Consider the following 15,337-nt stretch of genomic DNA (forward strand, 5'->3'; position numbering starts at 1 on the left):
CGTGCCGCCTACGTTGATGCCCTGCAGGCCGTCGAGCTGCGTATGCGTGTAGAGCAGGCCGACCGTCGCCGGGCCATACGTGTAGTTCGCGCCTACGCCGTACGTGCGCTGCAGCGTCGAGGCGATGTTCGCGTCGCCGTCGCCAAACGCCACCGCACCATTGAGGTTGTTGCTGCCCGAGTTGTTCAACTGAAGGTAGGCGGCCGCCACATTCAGCGGGCCGTTCGCATACGAAGCGCCCACGCTCCACGCGCGGTTATTCGAGAACTGGCCGGCGGCATTGCTGAAGCCGTAGAGGCCACCTAGCTGGAACCCGGCGTAGTTCGCGCTCGTGTACTTCACGGCGTTCTTCACCGAGAAGGTGTTGTCGAGATTGTCGTTGTCGAACGGGTGCGCGGCGAGATTGTTGCCATAGCCATAACCGGCAGCGGCGATCGGGCTGAGATAGTCGACCATCGAGTCATACTGGCGGCCCACGGTCAATTGACCATATTGGTCGCTTTTCAGTCCGACAAAAGCCTGGCGATTGAAAATCGAATTGCTTTCGGTGAACTGGCCGTTATTCAGATTAAAACCGCTTTCCAACGTGAATATCGCATGCAGGCCGCCGCCAAGGTCTTCGTTACCCTTGAGGCCGAAATACGTATCGGATACTGTGCCGCTAGCCTGCTGAAAGTTGTTATGGCCAAGTTGATTGTTCGTGTAGACGAGGCCGGCATCGAGCGTACCGTACAGCGTCACGCTGCTCTGCGCGTGCGCGGTCACGGCGACCGCGCCGAACATCGAGGCGGTCAAGAGTTTCTTCTTCATATTGGTTCTCCGACTGTGAGGGAGGCCGCTGGCCCGTCGTTGGGCGAAGGCGCCCAATGCGGGCCATGCGACCGACGAACAGTCTAAGAGTCGAACGATGCAGCGCGACACCTTGTTTGACGCAATGATGTATTGCTGTCGGTCGTCATGTGTCGCCAATCGAGCGGTCAACGCGCCCTGGTGACGGCAATGATCCGGTCATCTGCACAACGCAGCGAGGTGCGACGCCTCGCGCAGGTGAATGGACGCAGGCGTCCTACAGACCGTAGATGCGCGCCGTGTTGTCGTAAAAGAGCCGCAACCGGTCACGCGGGTCGAAGCTGCGGGTGATCGCCTTGAAGCCGTCGAAGATATCGGCGAGCCGGTCCACGATGCCATCCACCGGGTAGTTGCTCGCAAACGAGCAACGCTCCACGCCGAAGATGCGGATCGCATCCAGCACGACGGGCCCATTGCGTGCCACGTTCCAGCGCTCGCCCGGCACGCAGATTCCGGATATCTTCAGATGCACGTTCGGCTCCCGGGCGAGCCGTTCGAGCGCGGCGCGCCACGCTGCGAGCCCTTCCACGCTGCGATCCGAGGGCAGCGCGGTGTGGTTCACCACGATGCGCGTCGACGGAAAGTCGCGGGCCAGTTCGGCTGCTTCCGCAAGGTGCCACCAGAAGACCTGAAGCTCGAACATGAGGTCGTGGCGCGCGAGGAGCGCGTAGCCGTCGCGCCATTTCGTGTCGCGCATCGAACCCGGTGCACGAAAGTCATCGCGATACGCGTCGCGCGGCACGGCGGCAGGCTTGTGGCGGATGCCCTTCACGAGCGGATGGGCGCCGTAGACGGCCAGCACGCTTGCGATATCGTCACGATCGAGCCAGGCCTGCGCCGACATCGCGTGAGGGAATCCCGTCTGACTCGCAACTTCATCGACCCAGCGCAGTTCGCCCAGCGGATCGCGCGGGTCCCACTCCCCTTCTATCAGTACCGTTTTCAGAACCTTGTGGGGCCCGCACTGCTCGAAATAGTCGGCGGGCAGAAAGTTGCGGCAGATGCGTTCGTAATCGCCATATCGAAACGGCTTCAGCGGACGATCGCACAGCCACGGATAGTAGTTCCTGCCGATGTCGAAGAAGTGCTGGTGAGCGTCGGCGATCGGGAGGTCGTCGTCGCAACCGGTCTGCATGAAGCGCGCGCGCCAGTCGATACCGGTCATCTCCGCAGCTGCGTGTTCGCGGGTAGTCATGATGGCCGTCCTTACATTCGAATGCGATAGAAATCGAGCGCGTTCCTGTAGAACACGCGCTCCTGCGCTTCGCGCCCGAGCGGCGCGAGCATGCGGGCGAGGCCGTCGGCGAGGGTGTCGTAGCTTGCGCGAAGACTCGCCACGGGATAATTGCTCGCGAACATGCAGCGCCCGACGCCGAACATGGCGACCACATCCTCGACGATCACCCGGTTGCTTTCATAGCGCCACGGTTCGTCCTTCAGGCCGAATTCGGACAGCTTGACGTGGACGTTCGGCTGCGCGGCGAGCTTCTCCATCCAGCCGCGCCAGCGCCGCAGACCGGCATCGCTGCGATCCCAGGCAAAGCCCGCATGATTGAGCGCGATGCGGATGCGCGGAAAGGCGGCCGCGACCTCAGCCGCCTCCGGAAGATGCCATGGCGGCACCCGCAGATCCCATGAGAGATCGAAGCGCTCGAGCAGCGCGAAGCCGTCGAGCCACGCCGGGTCCTGCATCGTTCCGCGCTGTCCGCTGACCGACTCGCCGGGCCCGGCGGACGTGACCGGCTTCGAACGGATGCCGCGCACGAGCGGAAAGCTCGCATGCCGGGCAAGGACGTGCGCGGTATCATCGCGGTCGAACCATGCATGCGCCACGACGGCGTTGGGAAAGCCGAACCGCTCGTGAACGCGGTGCAGCCATTGCGTCTCCGCGATCTGCTCGTTGCGCGATCGCTCGGCCTCCACGTGAACGGTGCCGATCACCCGCTGATTCGACGTCACGCGCAGAAAGTCGCCGGGACCGAAATCGCGCCGGATCGCGTGATAGTCGCCGAGGAAGAAGTCTTCGTGGTACGCCTCCTGAAGCCACGGATAGCGCCCTTCGCTCAGGTTCCAGAGATGATGATGCGCGTCGATCAGCGGAAGCGCATCGCCGGGGGCGTGATTGTCGAGGCCGTTGCGCTCGTGAAGTGTCAGCATGTCGTCTGCGCTCCGTGCCTCAGGCGAGCGCCTTCCCGGCTGCGTTTCGCGCCTTCGCCGCGACCCGTTGCCGGAGCTTCTCGACATTCACCACGACGCGCGCGTGCGTGCCGTCGCAGATCTGCTCGAACGCATCGCACGCCGCGACCTCGAAGGTGACCGTGCGTCCCTCGACACGCGCCACCCGTACCTCGATCTGCACCGCCATGCCCTGCAAGGTCGCGCCGGTGTGCCGGATGTCGATGGCCGCACCCACCGAGTTTTCGCCATCGCCGACATGATCGAGCAGCAGATCGAGGCACGCCTCCTCGACGTCGTTCACGAGTTGCGGCGTCGCGTAGACACGCAGTTCCTCGCCGAGAAAGGAGATCGTGCGCGCGCGGTCCACCTCGACCGTGCGCGTGAACGTCATGCCGACTTTCAATGTATTGCCAGTCATCCTGTCGTTTCCCTGAAAATGAGTTGCGCGCGCGTAAGCCGCTTCATGCGGCAGGCAGGAAGCCCACCGACACCCACGGCACCGCGACGAGAATCAGCAGCGCGACGAACAGCGCGCCGAGATACGGCCAGACCCGCTTCATCGCGCCGTCGGGGTCGACTTTCGCGATCGCGCAGGCGGCGTAGAAGCCCACGCCGAAGGGCGGTGCGAAGAGTCCGAGGCCCATCGCGAACACCGCGACCATCGCGTAGTGCACTTCGTTGATGCCCATCGTCCGCGCAACGGGAAAGAGCAGCGGCCCGAACAGCACGATGGCCGGAATGCCTTCGAGGAAGCTGCCGAGCAGCACGAACGCAACGGCGGAGATCACGAGGAAGCCCGCAGGGCCGCCCGGCGCCGCCGACATCAGTTCCGCCAGTTGCCGCGAGAAGCCGGACTGCGTGAGCGCCCATGCCATGGCCGTGGCGCAGCCGATGATGATCAGGATCGCGCCCGACAGCGACGCCGTGCTGACGAGCATCGGATAGAGCCGTTTCCAGTCGAAGCAGCGATAGAAGACCAGTCCCGCGACGAACGTATACGCCACGCCCACCGACGCCACCTCGGTCGCCGTCGCGATGCCTTCCACCACCGCGGCGCGGATGACGAAGGGCAAGGCGAGCGCGGGCAGCGCGATCAGGAAGGCCCGGCCCACGTCGCGCGGCGCCGCGCGCGCCACGCCGTGCGTATCCTTCCTGCGGTTCTTGAACCAGACGACGGCCGCCATCGCCATCGCGCCGACGACGGCCGGCATGAAGCCGCCGGTGAAGAGCGCCGAGATCGAGACGCCCGTGACCGAGCCGATCGTGATGAGCACGAGGCTTGGCGGGATGGTTTCCGACATGGCGCCCGATGCGCTCAGCATCGCGACGAGTTCGTTCTCGTCCTCGCCGCGCTTCTTCATTTCGGGGAAGAGCGCGGGTGCGACCGCGGCCATGTCGGCGGCTTTCGATCCGGAGATGCCCGACACCAGATAGATCGCACCGATCAGCACGTACGACAGCCCGCCCCGCAGATGCCCGATCAGCGAGGCCAGGAAGCGGATCATGGCGTTCGCCATGCCCATTGCCTCGATCAGCGCGCCGAGAAAGACGAAGAGCGGAATGGCGAGCAGGATCAGGCCGGACATGCCTTCGTCCATCCGTCCGACCACGACCAGCATCGGTGTGGAGGTGACGGTCGTGAGGTAGGCCACCGTCGAGAGTCCGAAGGCGACCATGATCGGCACGCCTATCACGATCATAAACACCACGCCCACCACGAAGAAGAGCACGAGGTTCCAGTTGCCGAAAGCCGTCATCGCCGCCTTCGCGACGTAGAGCAGCGCGGCCACGCCGGCGACAACGAGCACCGACACGCAGAAATGCCGCGCGCTCGCGCGCTCCATCAGCCGCGCGACGGAAATCGCGAGCATCAGCGAAAGGCCGACCGAGATCGCCGCCACGCGAAACGCGTTCGATATCTCCAGCGCGGCGCTCGTGATGGCCCACTCCTCGGTGGTGTATTCCCAGGCGGGCTGAAGCAGCACCAGAATGAACGCGATGACCACGACCGCGCCGAACGTGTCGGCGAACGCGCGCCGCGGCGGCGCCAGACGCGCGATGAAGGTGGTGAGCCGCATGTGCTCGCCGCGGCGCAGCGCGATCACCGAACCGAGCATCGCGAGCCAGATGAAGAGCAGCGACGCCAGTTCGTCGCCCCAGACGAGCGGGTCGTGCAGCGCGTAACGATAGAACACGTTGGCGAAGAGCAGCAGGACTTCTGCGACGACCAGGCCCGCTGCGGCCACTTCGGTGAGCCAGCGGATGCCCGTCTCCAGCCGCCAGCCGATCCGCGCGACGGGATTGCCGGCCTTGAACGCAGCGGCCTGCGGAATTTTTTCCATTTGGATCTCGACGCTCATGGTCGCCCCCTCTCAAGAAAGCTGGCCGGCGTATTTTTCGAGCAGCGCCCACGAGGCGTCGCCGTATTTCTTCTTCCACTCCGCGTAGAAGCCCTTTTTCTGCAACTCGGAGCGAAACGCCTGCTGGTCCACCTTGTTGAACGCGACGCCCTTCGCCGTGAGCGCCGGTTCGAGGCTCGCGTTGAGATCCATCACTTCCTTGCGCTGCACGAGGGCCGCCGCGTTGACGTGGCGCGCGACGACCTCCTGCACGTCCTTCGGCAGCTTCGGCCAGGTCTTGCCGCTCGCGAGCAGCCAGAATCCCGACCAGATGTGATCCGTCATCGAACAGTATTTCTGCACCTCGAAGAAGCGCGCAGCCTCGACGACGACGAGCGGATTTTCCTGCCCTTCGACCACTTTCGTCTGAAGCGCGGAATAGGTTTCGTTGATGCTGATGCCCGTGGGCGCCGCGCCGAGCGTCTTGAACATCGAAGTCCACAGCGGGCTCACGAGCACGCGGATCTTGAAGCCCTTCAGGTCGGCGGGGGTCCTGATGGGACGCGTCGAACTCGTGACCTGCCTGAAGCCGTTGTTCCAGATCTTGTCCATCGCGATGAGCCCGGCTTTCGCCGCCTCGGCGCGCACATGCTGGCCGAGGCCGCCGTCCATCGCCGCCCATACGTCGTCGTAGTTCTTGAACGCGAACGGCACACTCTCGATCGACGCAACCGGAACCAGTGTCGACAGGATCGCGCCCGGCAGCGGAATGAAATCGACGCCGCCCGCGCGCACTTGCGAGAGCATGTCGGTATCGCCGCCCATCTGCGCGTTGGCATAGATCTGCAGGTCGACACGCCCGTTGGTTTCCTTCCTGATGGCAGCGGCTGCGTCCTTCATGCGCGCGTTGAGCGGGTGCCGGTCGGGCAGGCTGCTCGCATACTTGAGCGTGATCGGGGCGCCTTGCGCGAAGACGCGCGCGGGCAGAAGCGCGCCCGTGACGGTGGCGGCGGCCGCCGCTCCGGCCGACGCGATGAACGTCCGGCGCGATAGGGATTGGGTCATGTCTGTCTCCGTGATTGTTCTGTCGTGCCGCACGATGGATCGTGTCTCGTGGCACGCGTGATTCCGGCAGTTGCTTCGGTCAGGCCTGCGCGAGTACCGCCCGTTCGTCGATCAGCGTCGTCACTTCGCCGTCGGAGTAGCCGAATTCCGCGAGCACCTCGCGCGTGTGCTGTCCGAGCAGCGGCGCCGGCCGGCTCGCGCCGCGCTTCGCGCCGGAAAAGTGGATCGGGAGGCCGAGCCCGCGGACCTTGCCCGCGCTCGGGTGATCGGTTTCCACCACCATGTCGCGCGCGATGGTCTGCGGATGCGCGAGCGCCGCCGCGATATCCAGCACGGGCCCGGCCGGCAGTCCGATACGATCGAACTCGACCATCCAGGCGTCGGTGGTGCGCTGCACGAGCCGCGCCGTCAGGATTTCGACCAGTTCCTGGCGATGCGCAAGGCGCGACGCATTGGTCGCGAAACGCGGATCGGCGGCGAGCTGCGGTGCATCCAGCACTTCGAGCAGGCGCTCGTAGTTGCTCTGGTTCGCCGCTCCGATGTTGATCCAGCCATCGAGCGTGCGAAACACCTGATACGGCGCGCTGGTCGAATTGGCCGAGCCCATTTTCGGCAGGATCGTGCCGTCCGCGAGATAGCTCGCTGCCGGCCAGTACATCTGCTGGAGGCCCGCTTCGAAGAGCGACGTATCGACCATCTGGCCGCGCCCGGTGCGCAGCTTTTCCACATACGCCGCCGCGATGCCGAGCGCGGCGAGGATGCCGGAGTTGATGTCGGCCACGGGCGAACCCGCCTTGATCGGCTCGCGCCCCTCTTCACCCGTCATGCTCATCATGCCGCTCATGCCTTGCGCGATCAGGTCGAAGCCGCCCTTCTCGCCGTACGGTCCGGTGCGCCCGTAACCCGAGATCGCGCAGTAGATGAGGCCCGGATTGAGTTCCCTGAGCGTCTCGTAGCCGAGCCCGAACTTTTCCATCGTGCCCGCGCGATAGTTTTCCGTGACCACGTCGGCGTCGCTCAGGAGGCGCGCAAGCACTTCGCGGCCGCGCGCGCTCTTCAGGTTCAGGCCGATGCCGCGCTTGTTGCGGTTGACGATCATGAACGACGCCGATTCGCCGCTCGGCAGGATCGGCGAGAAGCGGCGCGAGTCGTCGCCGTCGGGCACCTTCTCCACCTTGATGACGTCGGCACCCATGTCGGCCAGCATCATCCCGCATACCGGCCCCGACATGATGTGGGCCAGTTCGATTACCTTCATCCCCTGTAGCGGACCCATCTCACCTCCCCTTGAAAACAGGCTTTGTCTTCGCTTCGAATGCGGCCACGCCGATGCGGAAGTCCTCGGTGTCGAAGCAGTCGAAGCTCGTTTCGATTTCGGCGGCTCCAGGCGGCGCCGGATCGGCCAGCCGGCGAGCCGCCGCCTTGTGCCAGCGCGCGACGAACGGCGCGCCGCGACTCACGCGCCGTGCGGTGGCGAGCGTCTCGGTTTCGACTGCGTCGTCGGCCACCACGCGCGACACGAGCCCCTTCGCGTACGCTTCCTGCGCGCTGTAGATGCGGCCTTCCAGCAGCATCTCGAGCGCAACAGCGCGGCCCGCGAGCGCGATCACCGCGCCGAGTTCGTCGTAGGACATGGTGAGCCCGAGCTGCCCGATGGGCGCGCCGAAGCGGCTCGATTCGCCGCAGATGCGGATGTCGCAAAGCGAGGCGATTTCCAGCCCGCCGCCCACGCATGCGCCGTGAATCATCGCGACGACCGGATGGCGGCACTGCGCAATGGCTTCCATCGTGTGGCTCGTGACCTGCGCGTACTCGCGGGCCTCGTCCTTGTTCGAGCGCGCGGTGGCGAACTCGCGAATGTCCGCGCCCGCCGCGAATGCCTTGTGCCCCGCCCCGCGCAATACGATGCAGCGCAGGGTGTCGTCGGCGGACAGCGCGCTCATGGCCGTGCCCAGGTCGCGCCACATGGCGAGCGTGAGCACGTTCATCTTCTCGGGATTGTTCAGTGTGACCGTGGCGACGGTGTCTTCCCGCTCTACGGTGATTTGCGTTTGCATGCCTGTCCTTGCGTGGAATGTTGGGGTGCGGGGTGCGCTGCCGCCGCGTACCCGAGGATGTGGTCCGGATGCGCGCCGTTACATCGAACGCTCGAGCATCGCTTCGTAGTCGGCTGCGGTGGCTTCGCGCGGGTTCGTCTTGTGGCTGTGATCCTTCAGCGCCCCGCCGACGATCCGCCCGTACAGATCAGGCGTCACGCCGAGCTCGGAAAGACCGGCGGGCAGGCCAAGGCGCGCCGTCATCTCGCGGATCGAGGCGCCGATCTCGTCCCCGGACCCGAGTCCCATCGCCTGCGCGAGCCGCGCGAGCTTGCCTTCGCTCTGCACGCTGGGCGCGTCGCGGTTGAAGTCGATCACGGCGGGCAGAAAAATGGCGTTCAGCGTGCCGTGATGCAGGCGCGGATTGATCCCGCCGAGCGAATGACTGAGGCTGTGCACGCAGCCGAGGCCCTTCTGGAACGCGAGGGCGCCCTGCATCGACGCGCTCATCATGTTCAGCCGCGCGGTGCGGTCGCCGCTTTCGCGCGTCGCGCGCTCGATATGCCGCCATGCACGCCACAGGCCGTCGAGCGCGATGCCGTCGGCGGGGGGATTGAACGCCGGCGCAAGGAACGTCTCGATGCAGTGCGCGATTGCGTCCATGCCGGTGGCGGCCGTGAGTGTAGGCGGCAGCTTGAGCGTGAGCTCGGGATCGCAGATCGCCGACTTCGGCACCACGTATGGCGAGATCACGCCGACCTTGCGGCCGTCGTCGAGAATCAGGATCGCGCCCCGCCCTACTTCGCTGCCGGTACCCGCCGTGGTCGGAATGGCGATGACCGGCGCCGTGGCCGATGTGATGCGCGCGGCGCCGCCCTCGATCACCGCGAAGCTGTGCAACGGCCCGTCATGGGTCGCGCACACGGCCACACCCTTCGCGAGATCGATCGACGAACCGCCGCCCACCGCGATGATCCCGTCGCACTCCGACTGCCTGTAGAGCGCCACCGCTTCGCGCACTGCGCTTTCGTTCGGATTGGGCGGCGTGCCGTCGTAGATCGGCACGGATGCGCCGTGCCCCAGCGCGTCGAGCACCGTGTGGACGATGCCCGCCGCCCTGATGCCCCGGTCGGTCACGACAAGCGGCCGCCGGATGCCGATGCGCTCGCATTCGCTCTTCAGTAGACGGACCGCGCCGAAGTCGAACTGGATCTGCGTGATGTAGTTGATGAGCGACATGATATTGAGCAAAAGTTATATAAGGAGTTATCCGGATATTGGCGAGGCGTACTTCAGGGCGGGTAAACCATGCCGCTATGCATGCCACCGAGCCTTTGCCAACCGGCGATCTGGTGAGGCAGTATAGGCGCGGCGCTTTTATCCCGATATTGACAACAACTGATATAGCTATAACTTTTGCTCAGTTCTGATGACCCCTTCGCTCAATTCGATCATCTCCCGGCTGCACATCAAGCAACTGCGTCTTCTGATCGCGCTCGGCGACCACGGATCGCTGCTTTCGGCCGCGCGCCAGGTGGCCCTCACTCAGCGCGGTGCAAGCAAGGCGCTGCAGGAAATCGAGACCACGTTCGGCACGCCGCTCTTCGTGCGCACCAACCGCGGACTCGAACCGAACGCGGTCGGACATTGCGTGATCCGCTACGCGCGTCTGATCCATACCGATCTCGCGCACCTGCGCGAGGAGATCGTCGGCATCATGCGCGGCTATGGCGGGCGGGTTTCGGTCGGCGTGATCATGGGCGCGGTGCCGCTTCTGACCGAAGCCATCTCGGCGGTGATCGCGAGGCATCCGGAGATGTCGGTCGAGATCGTCGAGGACACCAGCGCGACGCTGCTCAGCCAGATCGACGCGGGCCGGCTCGACCTCGCCATCTGCCGCACGAGCGTGAGCCAGTCGCCGTATCTCTACGACAGCGTGAACGTGCAGGAGGAAACGCTCGCCGTGGTCGCCAATGTCGCGCATCCGCTCGCGCACGCCGAGCGCGTGATGCTGAGCGAACTCGCGGACTATCGCTGGGTCGTGTACCGCGCGAACATGCCGATGCGGCTCTTGCTCGAACGCGAATTCCACGAGGCCGGTATCCGCTTTCCCGTCTATCTGCTCGAAACCACTTCCGCGTTCGCGACGCTCTCCCTGCTGCAGAAGAACCCTTCGTTCGTGGCGCTGGTTTCCATCGACGTCGCGAAGTTCTGCACGCGTCACGGCATCACCTGCATGCTGCCGCTCGCGCTCGCATCCAGAAGCGAGCCTTATGAACTCGTCACGCGGCGCGGCGCGCCGCTTTCGCCGGGGGCGCGGATGCTGCACGACGCGCTGCTCGATCCGGCGCGCTCGATGCGCGATGCCGCGGCCGGCGATGCATCATGAGGCGCGGTTATAGGGCTAGTCGAAGCTGTCAGTAGTCGCTCGATGCCGCGTTGCCTACACTCCGGGGCAGCCGGTTACCGGTACAACGAGAACACGGAGGAGCGAATGGAAGACAGCTACATGCGCCGACACTTTTTCAGAAGCGTCGCGGCGCTTTCGGCTGGCGCGGCGGTCGGAGGACTGGGCATGAATCGCGCGTTCGCGCAGGGAGGCGGGGACGCATCGCTCGCGCAATGCGAGGCCGGCGTGATCGCGTCGAGCAGCGGTGACGTGCAGCGCCGCTACATCAGAACCCCTACGGGCTATCTGATGGTGCTGCGCATGGGTGACAACGTCTTTGAACAACTGACGAAGTTCGCGATCGCGGAACAGATCCCGGCTGCGACGCTGAACGCGATCGGTTTCGGGCACGCCACGTTCGGCTTTTGGGACGCCACCAAGAAAGCCTTCGATGCGAAGACCTTCCGGAACGTGGAGATGGGCAGCATCGTCGGATCGGTTGCCTGGAAGGAGGGAAAGCCGTCCATTCACGCCCACGGAATTGCGGGAGACCGCAACTTCAACGCTTTCGGCGGCCATCTGCTCGACCTCGAAGTCGGCACGGGGTCGATGGAGATCACCTTGCTGCGGTATGAGAAGCGCCTCGAACGAGGTATCGATCCATGCATCGGCGCGAACGTGCTGGGAATCTGAACCGCCGGGCAGTTTCTTCAGGGACGGTCGTGCTTGCTGCCGTTCGTCGGGGGGATCGTGCCTGCGATCGGCGGCGGGATCGTGGGGCATTCCGCGACGCTTCTGGCCGTCGGAGTTGAGCCGCGCACGCGCCAACGCGTGCGCGGTTTTTTTTCTTGTGTCTTTTCTCATTCGCGACAGGCGAGCTTGCAAGTGTTGCTTTAATACCGCGCAACGCGGAGCGGGTTTACCGCAGTGTCCCAGCGTGATCCGTCGATTCGCAAAGGTGAACGGATTTGGGACGACGCGCCGGCAACTCATCGAGTGGTCTGCAATTCATCCGTTGCAGGACAGCACCTCGCCTCGCCTCCAGATTCTCTGTTTCGCGGACGCGAAAAACTCCCCTCTTCGCCCTCTGGCCCGCCAGATTGGGCCCGTCGACATCAAAGGTGAACTGATTTGGGATCGCCTTTGCATCGATGGTTTGCGATCGGCGAAGCGAAATTGGCCTCGCGCGCATCTTCACGCGTCGTCAGGTGAACGGTTTTGGGACGATTCCTTTTGACGCCAATGCCGGATTTCGACGCATCCCGCGCTGCAACCGTCCACAAACGCCCGCATTGTTGCGATGAAGCCGCCCTGCGAGCGCAAAAATACTTGTTGCGACTCCCCATCTTTCAGTCTACTCTCCATCTTGCTTGAATTTCTCCGACTAGATGGAGAGTAAGCTAAGACTTGACTGTAGCTGGGAAGCTGAAAGGGGAAGAATAATGCTTGCAAAAGGCTCGTTGCTACGACCTGCGAATAGTGAAGCGCTTTGGGAACTCGCCAACCGGGCGACGGGCGTGCTCGGCAAGGTGAACGAAAGCGCACAGGAACCGCTGGAGAAGAAGACGCCGCCTTCGCAAACCGGCCCCTCGCTGATGAAACTGTGCGGCCTCTCACAACACACCTACAAGTTCTACCTGAAGGACGGCGCGGGCGTCGAACTTCCGAGCGGCACCTCACGCGGACACGGGCGCTCGCGCGAGTTCAATTTCGAGGAAACGAAAGCCTGGCTGCGTCATTGCAAGGCGCTCCCGCGCAAGCCGGCGAACGTCGAGGCAGCCGTCATCACGACATCCAATTTCAAGGGCGGCGCCTCCAAGACATCGACGACGATCTCCATCGGACAAGGGCTGAATCTGCTCCATGACCTGAAGGTGCTGTTCATCGACCTCGACGCTCAAGGCTCGTTGACGCAGCTCTTCGGCATCATCCCCGACGCACACGTCACGCGCGACCAGACCGCCGAACCGCTGTTCGAAGGCGAGGAGGAAGATCTGCGCTACGCCGTGCGTGAAACGTACTGGCCGGGGCTGGATCTCGTCGCGGCCGGACCCGCACTATATAACGCCGAATTCTTCCTGCCGTCACGCACGAAAGACGATCCGACCTTCCAGTTCTGGGAAGTGCTTCGCCGCGGCCTCGGTCCGCTGCGTTCCCAGTACGACGTGATTCTCATCGACACGCCCCCTTCGCTTTCCTATACGACGATCAACGCCATGATCGCCGCCGACGGCCTGATCGTTCCGATCGTCCCGGAGCCGCTCGACTTCGCGAGTTCCGCGCAGTTCTGGAACCTGTTCGCCGACGTTTCCACGGCGCTCGGCGCGTACGGAAAGGAAAAGCAGTTCGAGTTCATCGACATTCTGCTTTCGAAGGTGGAAAACAGTTCGGTGACGGTGCCGGTGCGCGGCTGGCTCTCGGAGAGCTACGGCGACTTCATTTTGCCGCTCGAGATTCCGAAGACTTCGGTGCTCAGCAATTCGAACGCGGAGTTCAAATCAGTGTACGAGGTGTCCGAGTACGCCGGCAGCGCGCAGACTTTCTCGCGCGCGCGCGAGGCGTATGACGCCTTGGTCGACCATGTGCACGCGCAGATTGTCGAACTGTGGCAGAAACGCTCGGGAGAAAGCGAATGAGCATGGCAGAACGCATGAAGCGGCTCGGCGCAGTGAAGGTGGACGAAGCGGACCGGACGTCCCGCGCGGCGGCGCCAGCGGCGGCGAAGACGGCAGTCGGGGGAAACATGATCCTTTCCGCCCATCTGAACTCGGCCAACCAGAAGATCGCAGAGTTGGAGCGGCAACTGTCCGACGGTCCGGCGCTCGACGTTTCGCTGGACGAACTCGTCGAGATTCCCGGGCGGCGGCGCAAGCTGACGCAAACCGAGTACGAGGAGCTTCGCGCGAACCTTGCGAAATACCCTCTGACCACGCCGATCACCGTCGTGCGGCGTGGGCCCGCGCAATTCGAAGTGCTGTCGGGACACAACCGCGTTGCAGCCTATCGCGATCTCGGCCGTACGACGATTCCCGCGTGCGTGCTTCAGATCGAGGATGGGCTGATCGAGTACGCGGCGTTCTTCTCCAATTTGCTTTCGCCCACGCTTTCCGATTTCGAAAAATACTGGGGGTTCCGGGCGCTTCAGGCGCAGTCGGGCGTGAGCCAGGCTGAACTTGCAAAGGCGGCCGGCATTTCCGCGCAGCACGTCACGCGAATCATGAAATTCGACGACCTGCCAGAGGAAGCGAAGGCAATCCTTGCGGATCGGCCGGAGCGACTGGGCAGCGCGGCCGCCGAGCAATTGATCGAAGCGGGACGTCGCCACCCCGAGCGGATCACGGAAGCGATCCGTGCGCTCGTTGCCGATCCGGCGATGACGCAGGCGCAGGCGGTTTCGATGGTGAGGGAGAAGCCGCAACGGGTGGTCAACGAACCGCTGGTGGTGCGTCGAGGGAAGAAGAAGTTTTGCGAGATCTCGGTGCGGGGCAACGTGATCGGCCTCAAGCTTGGACCGGATGTGACGGACGCCGAGCAGTGGGCGAAGCGTCTGCATGAGTTTATCGCGGAATCGGTGAAAGCAGAGTAGGCGGGATCACAAGTTGTGATTCGTTAAGAAACAATGACTTAGAAAATCGGCAAGGATCGATGTTCTGTGGGTGGCCAACCGACGGCGCACTATACGTGGCAAAAATTACGTTTTACGTATCAAGCAATACGAATATCGGCGATATGGGTCAGCGTCGGAGGGACATCGCAATTTGAGCCCGACAACGCGCAGAACCGACCGAAATCTGCCGATTATTCGTGAAACAAAATGAAATTGTTGCACTAAATATTTGATAAATATACGAATATCACACAACGATTTTAGCTTACATTGTTCCACGTTCCGTCATGCTAATGGATGCCGTCTCTTAGACGGCACGTGAACGCCTTCGCAGTCATTCTGGGCATCGGCAACAGGCCAATGCTTGCGATTTCATGATCTTCGCCAGATTCCGGTACTGCGTAGCCGGTCGCAACCGAGACGCCCCGACCTGCGGGCCATCTCACGCCGCGAGAAGATTCCCCTGATGACTCTCCGTCCGTCCAATAGTAGGGCCGCTCCGTATCCCTCTGCGACGACGTTCACCTGCGCACAAAAGCTGCACCAGCGTCCGACTATGTCGTGACAGCGCGGCGCGCCATTTCTCGTGAACAACAACTCCCACGGAACATCCGCGCCCTCTTCCGTGATCCTCCCAGCGGTTAATGATTGCGTGATTGCAGCGTAGAAGGAAACCGTACGGTCGAGAAAGCAAAGGGATGTGAGAGGAAACGGGTAGGGACGATAATGCGAGCCGCCTTCCTGCATAGTGTCGCGCCCAAAATTCGACAAGACCGCCGATTGCATACGGATCCCATGGCCCAGGAGCGGTTGAGCACGAGGGCAGTTTGCGCGTGGCGCTTCCGCGGCGGCTTAGGGCCCATGCTGAGGTATT

At 63.5% G+C, this 15,337-nt stretch carries 13 protein-coding genes; 4 read left to right on the forward strand and 9 right to left on the reverse strand.

Annotation, left to right across the window (positions count from 1 at the left end; all coding sequences use genetic code 11):
• The 9 genes from BG61_RS15420 to BG61_RS15460 form a co-directional block, all read right to left on the reverse strand.
• Positions 1 to 810: porin (locus BG61_RS15420; RefSeq protein WP_035941716.1), on the reverse strand; the 810-nt coding region annotated here is incomplete at its 3' end.
• Positions 811 to 1,066: 256 nt separating this feature from the next.
• Positions 1,067 to 2,044, reverse strand: coding sequence for an amidohydrolase family protein (locus BG61_RS15425; RefSeq protein ID WP_081868080.1), 978 nt, complete (start codon positions 2,042 to 2,044; stop codon positions 1,067 to 1,069).
• An 11-nt stretch (positions 2,045 to 2,055) separates the two neighbouring features.
• A complete protein-coding gene (locus BG61_RS15430; RefSeq protein WP_035934417.1) occupies positions 2,056 to 3,006 on the reverse strand; it encodes an amidohydrolase family protein in 951 nt (316 codons plus the stop codon).
• 19 nt (positions 3,007 to 3,025) lie between these two features.
• Entirely contained in the window at positions 3,026 to 3,445 is a 420-nt protein-coding gene (locus BG61_RS15435; protein WP_035934418.1) for a thioesterase family protein, read from the reverse strand.
• Positions 3,446 to 3,488: 43 nt separating this feature from the next.
• Positions 3,489 to 5,369, reverse strand: coding sequence for a TRAP transporter large permease (locus tag BG61_RS15440; protein WP_035934619.1), 1,881 nt, complete (start codon positions 5,367 to 5,369; stop codon positions 3,489 to 3,491).
• 30 nt (positions 5,370 to 5,399) lie between these two features.
• Positions 5,400 to 6,431, reverse strand: coding sequence for a TRAP transporter substrate-binding protein (locus BG61_RS15445; protein ID WP_035934420.1), 1,032 nt, complete (start codon positions 6,429 to 6,431; stop codon positions 5,400 to 5,402).
• 79 nt (positions 6,432 to 6,510) lie between these two features.
• Positions 6,511 to 7,707 (reverse strand): CaiB/BaiF CoA transferase family protein, encoded by a 1,197-nt coding sequence (locus BG61_RS15450; RefSeq protein WP_035934421.1) that lies wholly within the window; start codon positions 7,705 to 7,707, stop codon positions 6,511 to 6,513.
• Position 7,708: 1 nt separating this feature from the next.
• Positions 7,709 to 8,488 carry an enoyl-CoA hydratase/isomerase family protein gene (locus BG61_RS15455; RefSeq protein ID WP_035934422.1) on the reverse strand — a complete coding sequence of 260 codons (780 nt, stop codon included), beginning with the start codon at positions 8,486 to 8,488 and terminating at the stop codon, positions 7,709 to 7,711.
• 78 nt (positions 8,489 to 8,566) lie between these two features.
• Complete coding sequence (locus BG61_RS15460) at positions 8,567 to 9,706, reverse strand: iron-containing alcohol dehydrogenase (RefSeq protein ID WP_035934423.1); 1,140 nt, start codon at positions 9,704 to 9,706, stop codon at positions 8,567 to 8,569.
• Positions 9,707 to 9,896: 190 nt separating this feature from the next.
• Between BG61_RS15460 and BG61_RS15465 the strand changes: the two genes are divergently transcribed.
• The 4 genes from BG61_RS15465 (at position 9,897) to BG61_RS15480 (ending at position 14,442) form a co-directional block, all read left to right on the forward strand.
• Positions 9,897 to 10,856 carry a LysR family transcriptional regulator gene (locus BG61_RS15465; protein WP_035934424.1) on the forward strand — a complete coding sequence of 320 codons (960 nt, stop codon included), beginning with the start codon at positions 9,897 to 9,899 and terminating at the stop codon, positions 10,854 to 10,856.
• Positions 10,857 to 10,961: 105 nt separating this feature from the next.
• The gene (locus BG61_RS15470) at positions 10,962 to 11,549 is read left to right on the forward strand and encodes a PPC domain-containing DNA-binding protein (RefSeq protein ID WP_035934425.1); all 588 of its coding nucleotides are present in this window, start codon (positions 10,962 to 10,964) and stop codon (positions 11,547 to 11,549) included.
• A 749-nt stretch (positions 11,550 to 12,298) separates the two neighbouring features.
• Positions 12,299 to 13,492 carry a ParA family protein gene (locus BG61_RS15475; RefSeq protein WP_035934426.1) on the forward strand — a complete coding sequence of 398 codons (1,194 nt, stop codon included), beginning with the start codon at positions 12,299 to 12,301 and terminating at the stop codon, positions 13,490 to 13,492.
• Positions 13,489 to 14,442: a ParB/RepB/Spo0J family partition protein gene (locus tag BG61_RS15480; RefSeq protein WP_035934428.1), complete on the forward strand. Its 954-nt coding sequence runs from the start codon at positions 13,489 to 13,491 to the stop codon at positions 14,440 to 14,442. Before BG61_RS15475 ends, BG61_RS15480 begins: the two co-directional genes overlap by 4 nt.
• The last annotated feature ends 895 nt before the right edge of the window (positions 14,443 to 15,337 follow it).

The organism is Caballeronia glathei, assembly GCF_000698595.1.
In the GTDB taxonomy this organism is placed as follows: Bacteria; Pseudomonadota; Gammaproteobacteria; order Burkholderiales; family Burkholderiaceae; genus Caballeronia; species Caballeronia glathei.

Excerpts from the sequence above, each read along its gene's own strand:
- BG61_RS15425 (WP_081868080.1), bottom strand. The coding sequence starts at position 2,044 with ATGACTACCCGCGAACACGCAGCTGCGGAGATGACCGGTATCGACTGG.
- BG61_RS15430 (WP_035934417.1), bottom strand. The coding sequence starts at position 3,006 with ATGCTGACACTTCACGAGCGCAACGGCCTCGACAATCACGCCCCCGGC.
- BG61_RS15435 (WP_035934418.1), bottom strand. The coding sequence starts at position 3,445 with ATGACTGGCAATACATTGAAAGTCGGCATGACGTTCACGCGCACGGTC.
- BG61_RS15440 (WP_035934619.1), bottom strand. The coding sequence starts at position 5,369 with ATGGAAAAAATTCCGCAGGCCGCTGCGTTCAAGGCCGGCAATCCCGTC.
- BG61_RS15445 (WP_035934420.1), bottom strand. The coding sequence starts at position 6,431 with ATGACCCAATCCCTATCGCGCCGGACGTTCATCGCGTCGGCCGGAGCG.
- BG61_RS15450 (WP_035934421.1), bottom strand. The coding sequence starts at position 7,707 with ATGGGTCCGCTACAGGGGATGAAGGTAATCGAACTGGCCCACATCATG.
- BG61_RS15455 (WP_035934422.1), bottom strand. The coding sequence starts at position 8,488 with ATGCAAACGCAAATCACCGTAGAGCGGGAAGACACCGTCGCCACGGTC.
- BG61_RS15460 (WP_035934423.1), bottom strand. The coding sequence starts at position 9,706 with ATGTCGCTCATCAACTACATCACGCAGATCCAGTTCGACTTCGGCGCG.
- BG61_RS15465 (WP_035934424.1), top strand. The coding sequence starts at position 9,897 with ATGACCCCTTCGCTCAATTCGATCATCTCCCGGCTGCACATCAAGCAA.
- BG61_RS15470 (WP_035934425.1), top strand. The coding sequence starts at position 10,962 with ATGGAAGACAGCTACATGCGCCGACACTTTTTCAGAAGCGTCGCGGCG.
- BG61_RS15475 (WP_035934426.1), top strand. The coding sequence starts at position 12,299 with ATGCTTGCAAAAGGCTCGTTGCTACGACCTGCGAATAGTGAAGCGCTT.
- BG61_RS15480 (WP_035934428.1), top strand. The coding sequence starts at position 13,489 with ATGAGCATGGCAGAACGCATGAAGCGGCTCGGCGCAGTGAAGGTGGAC.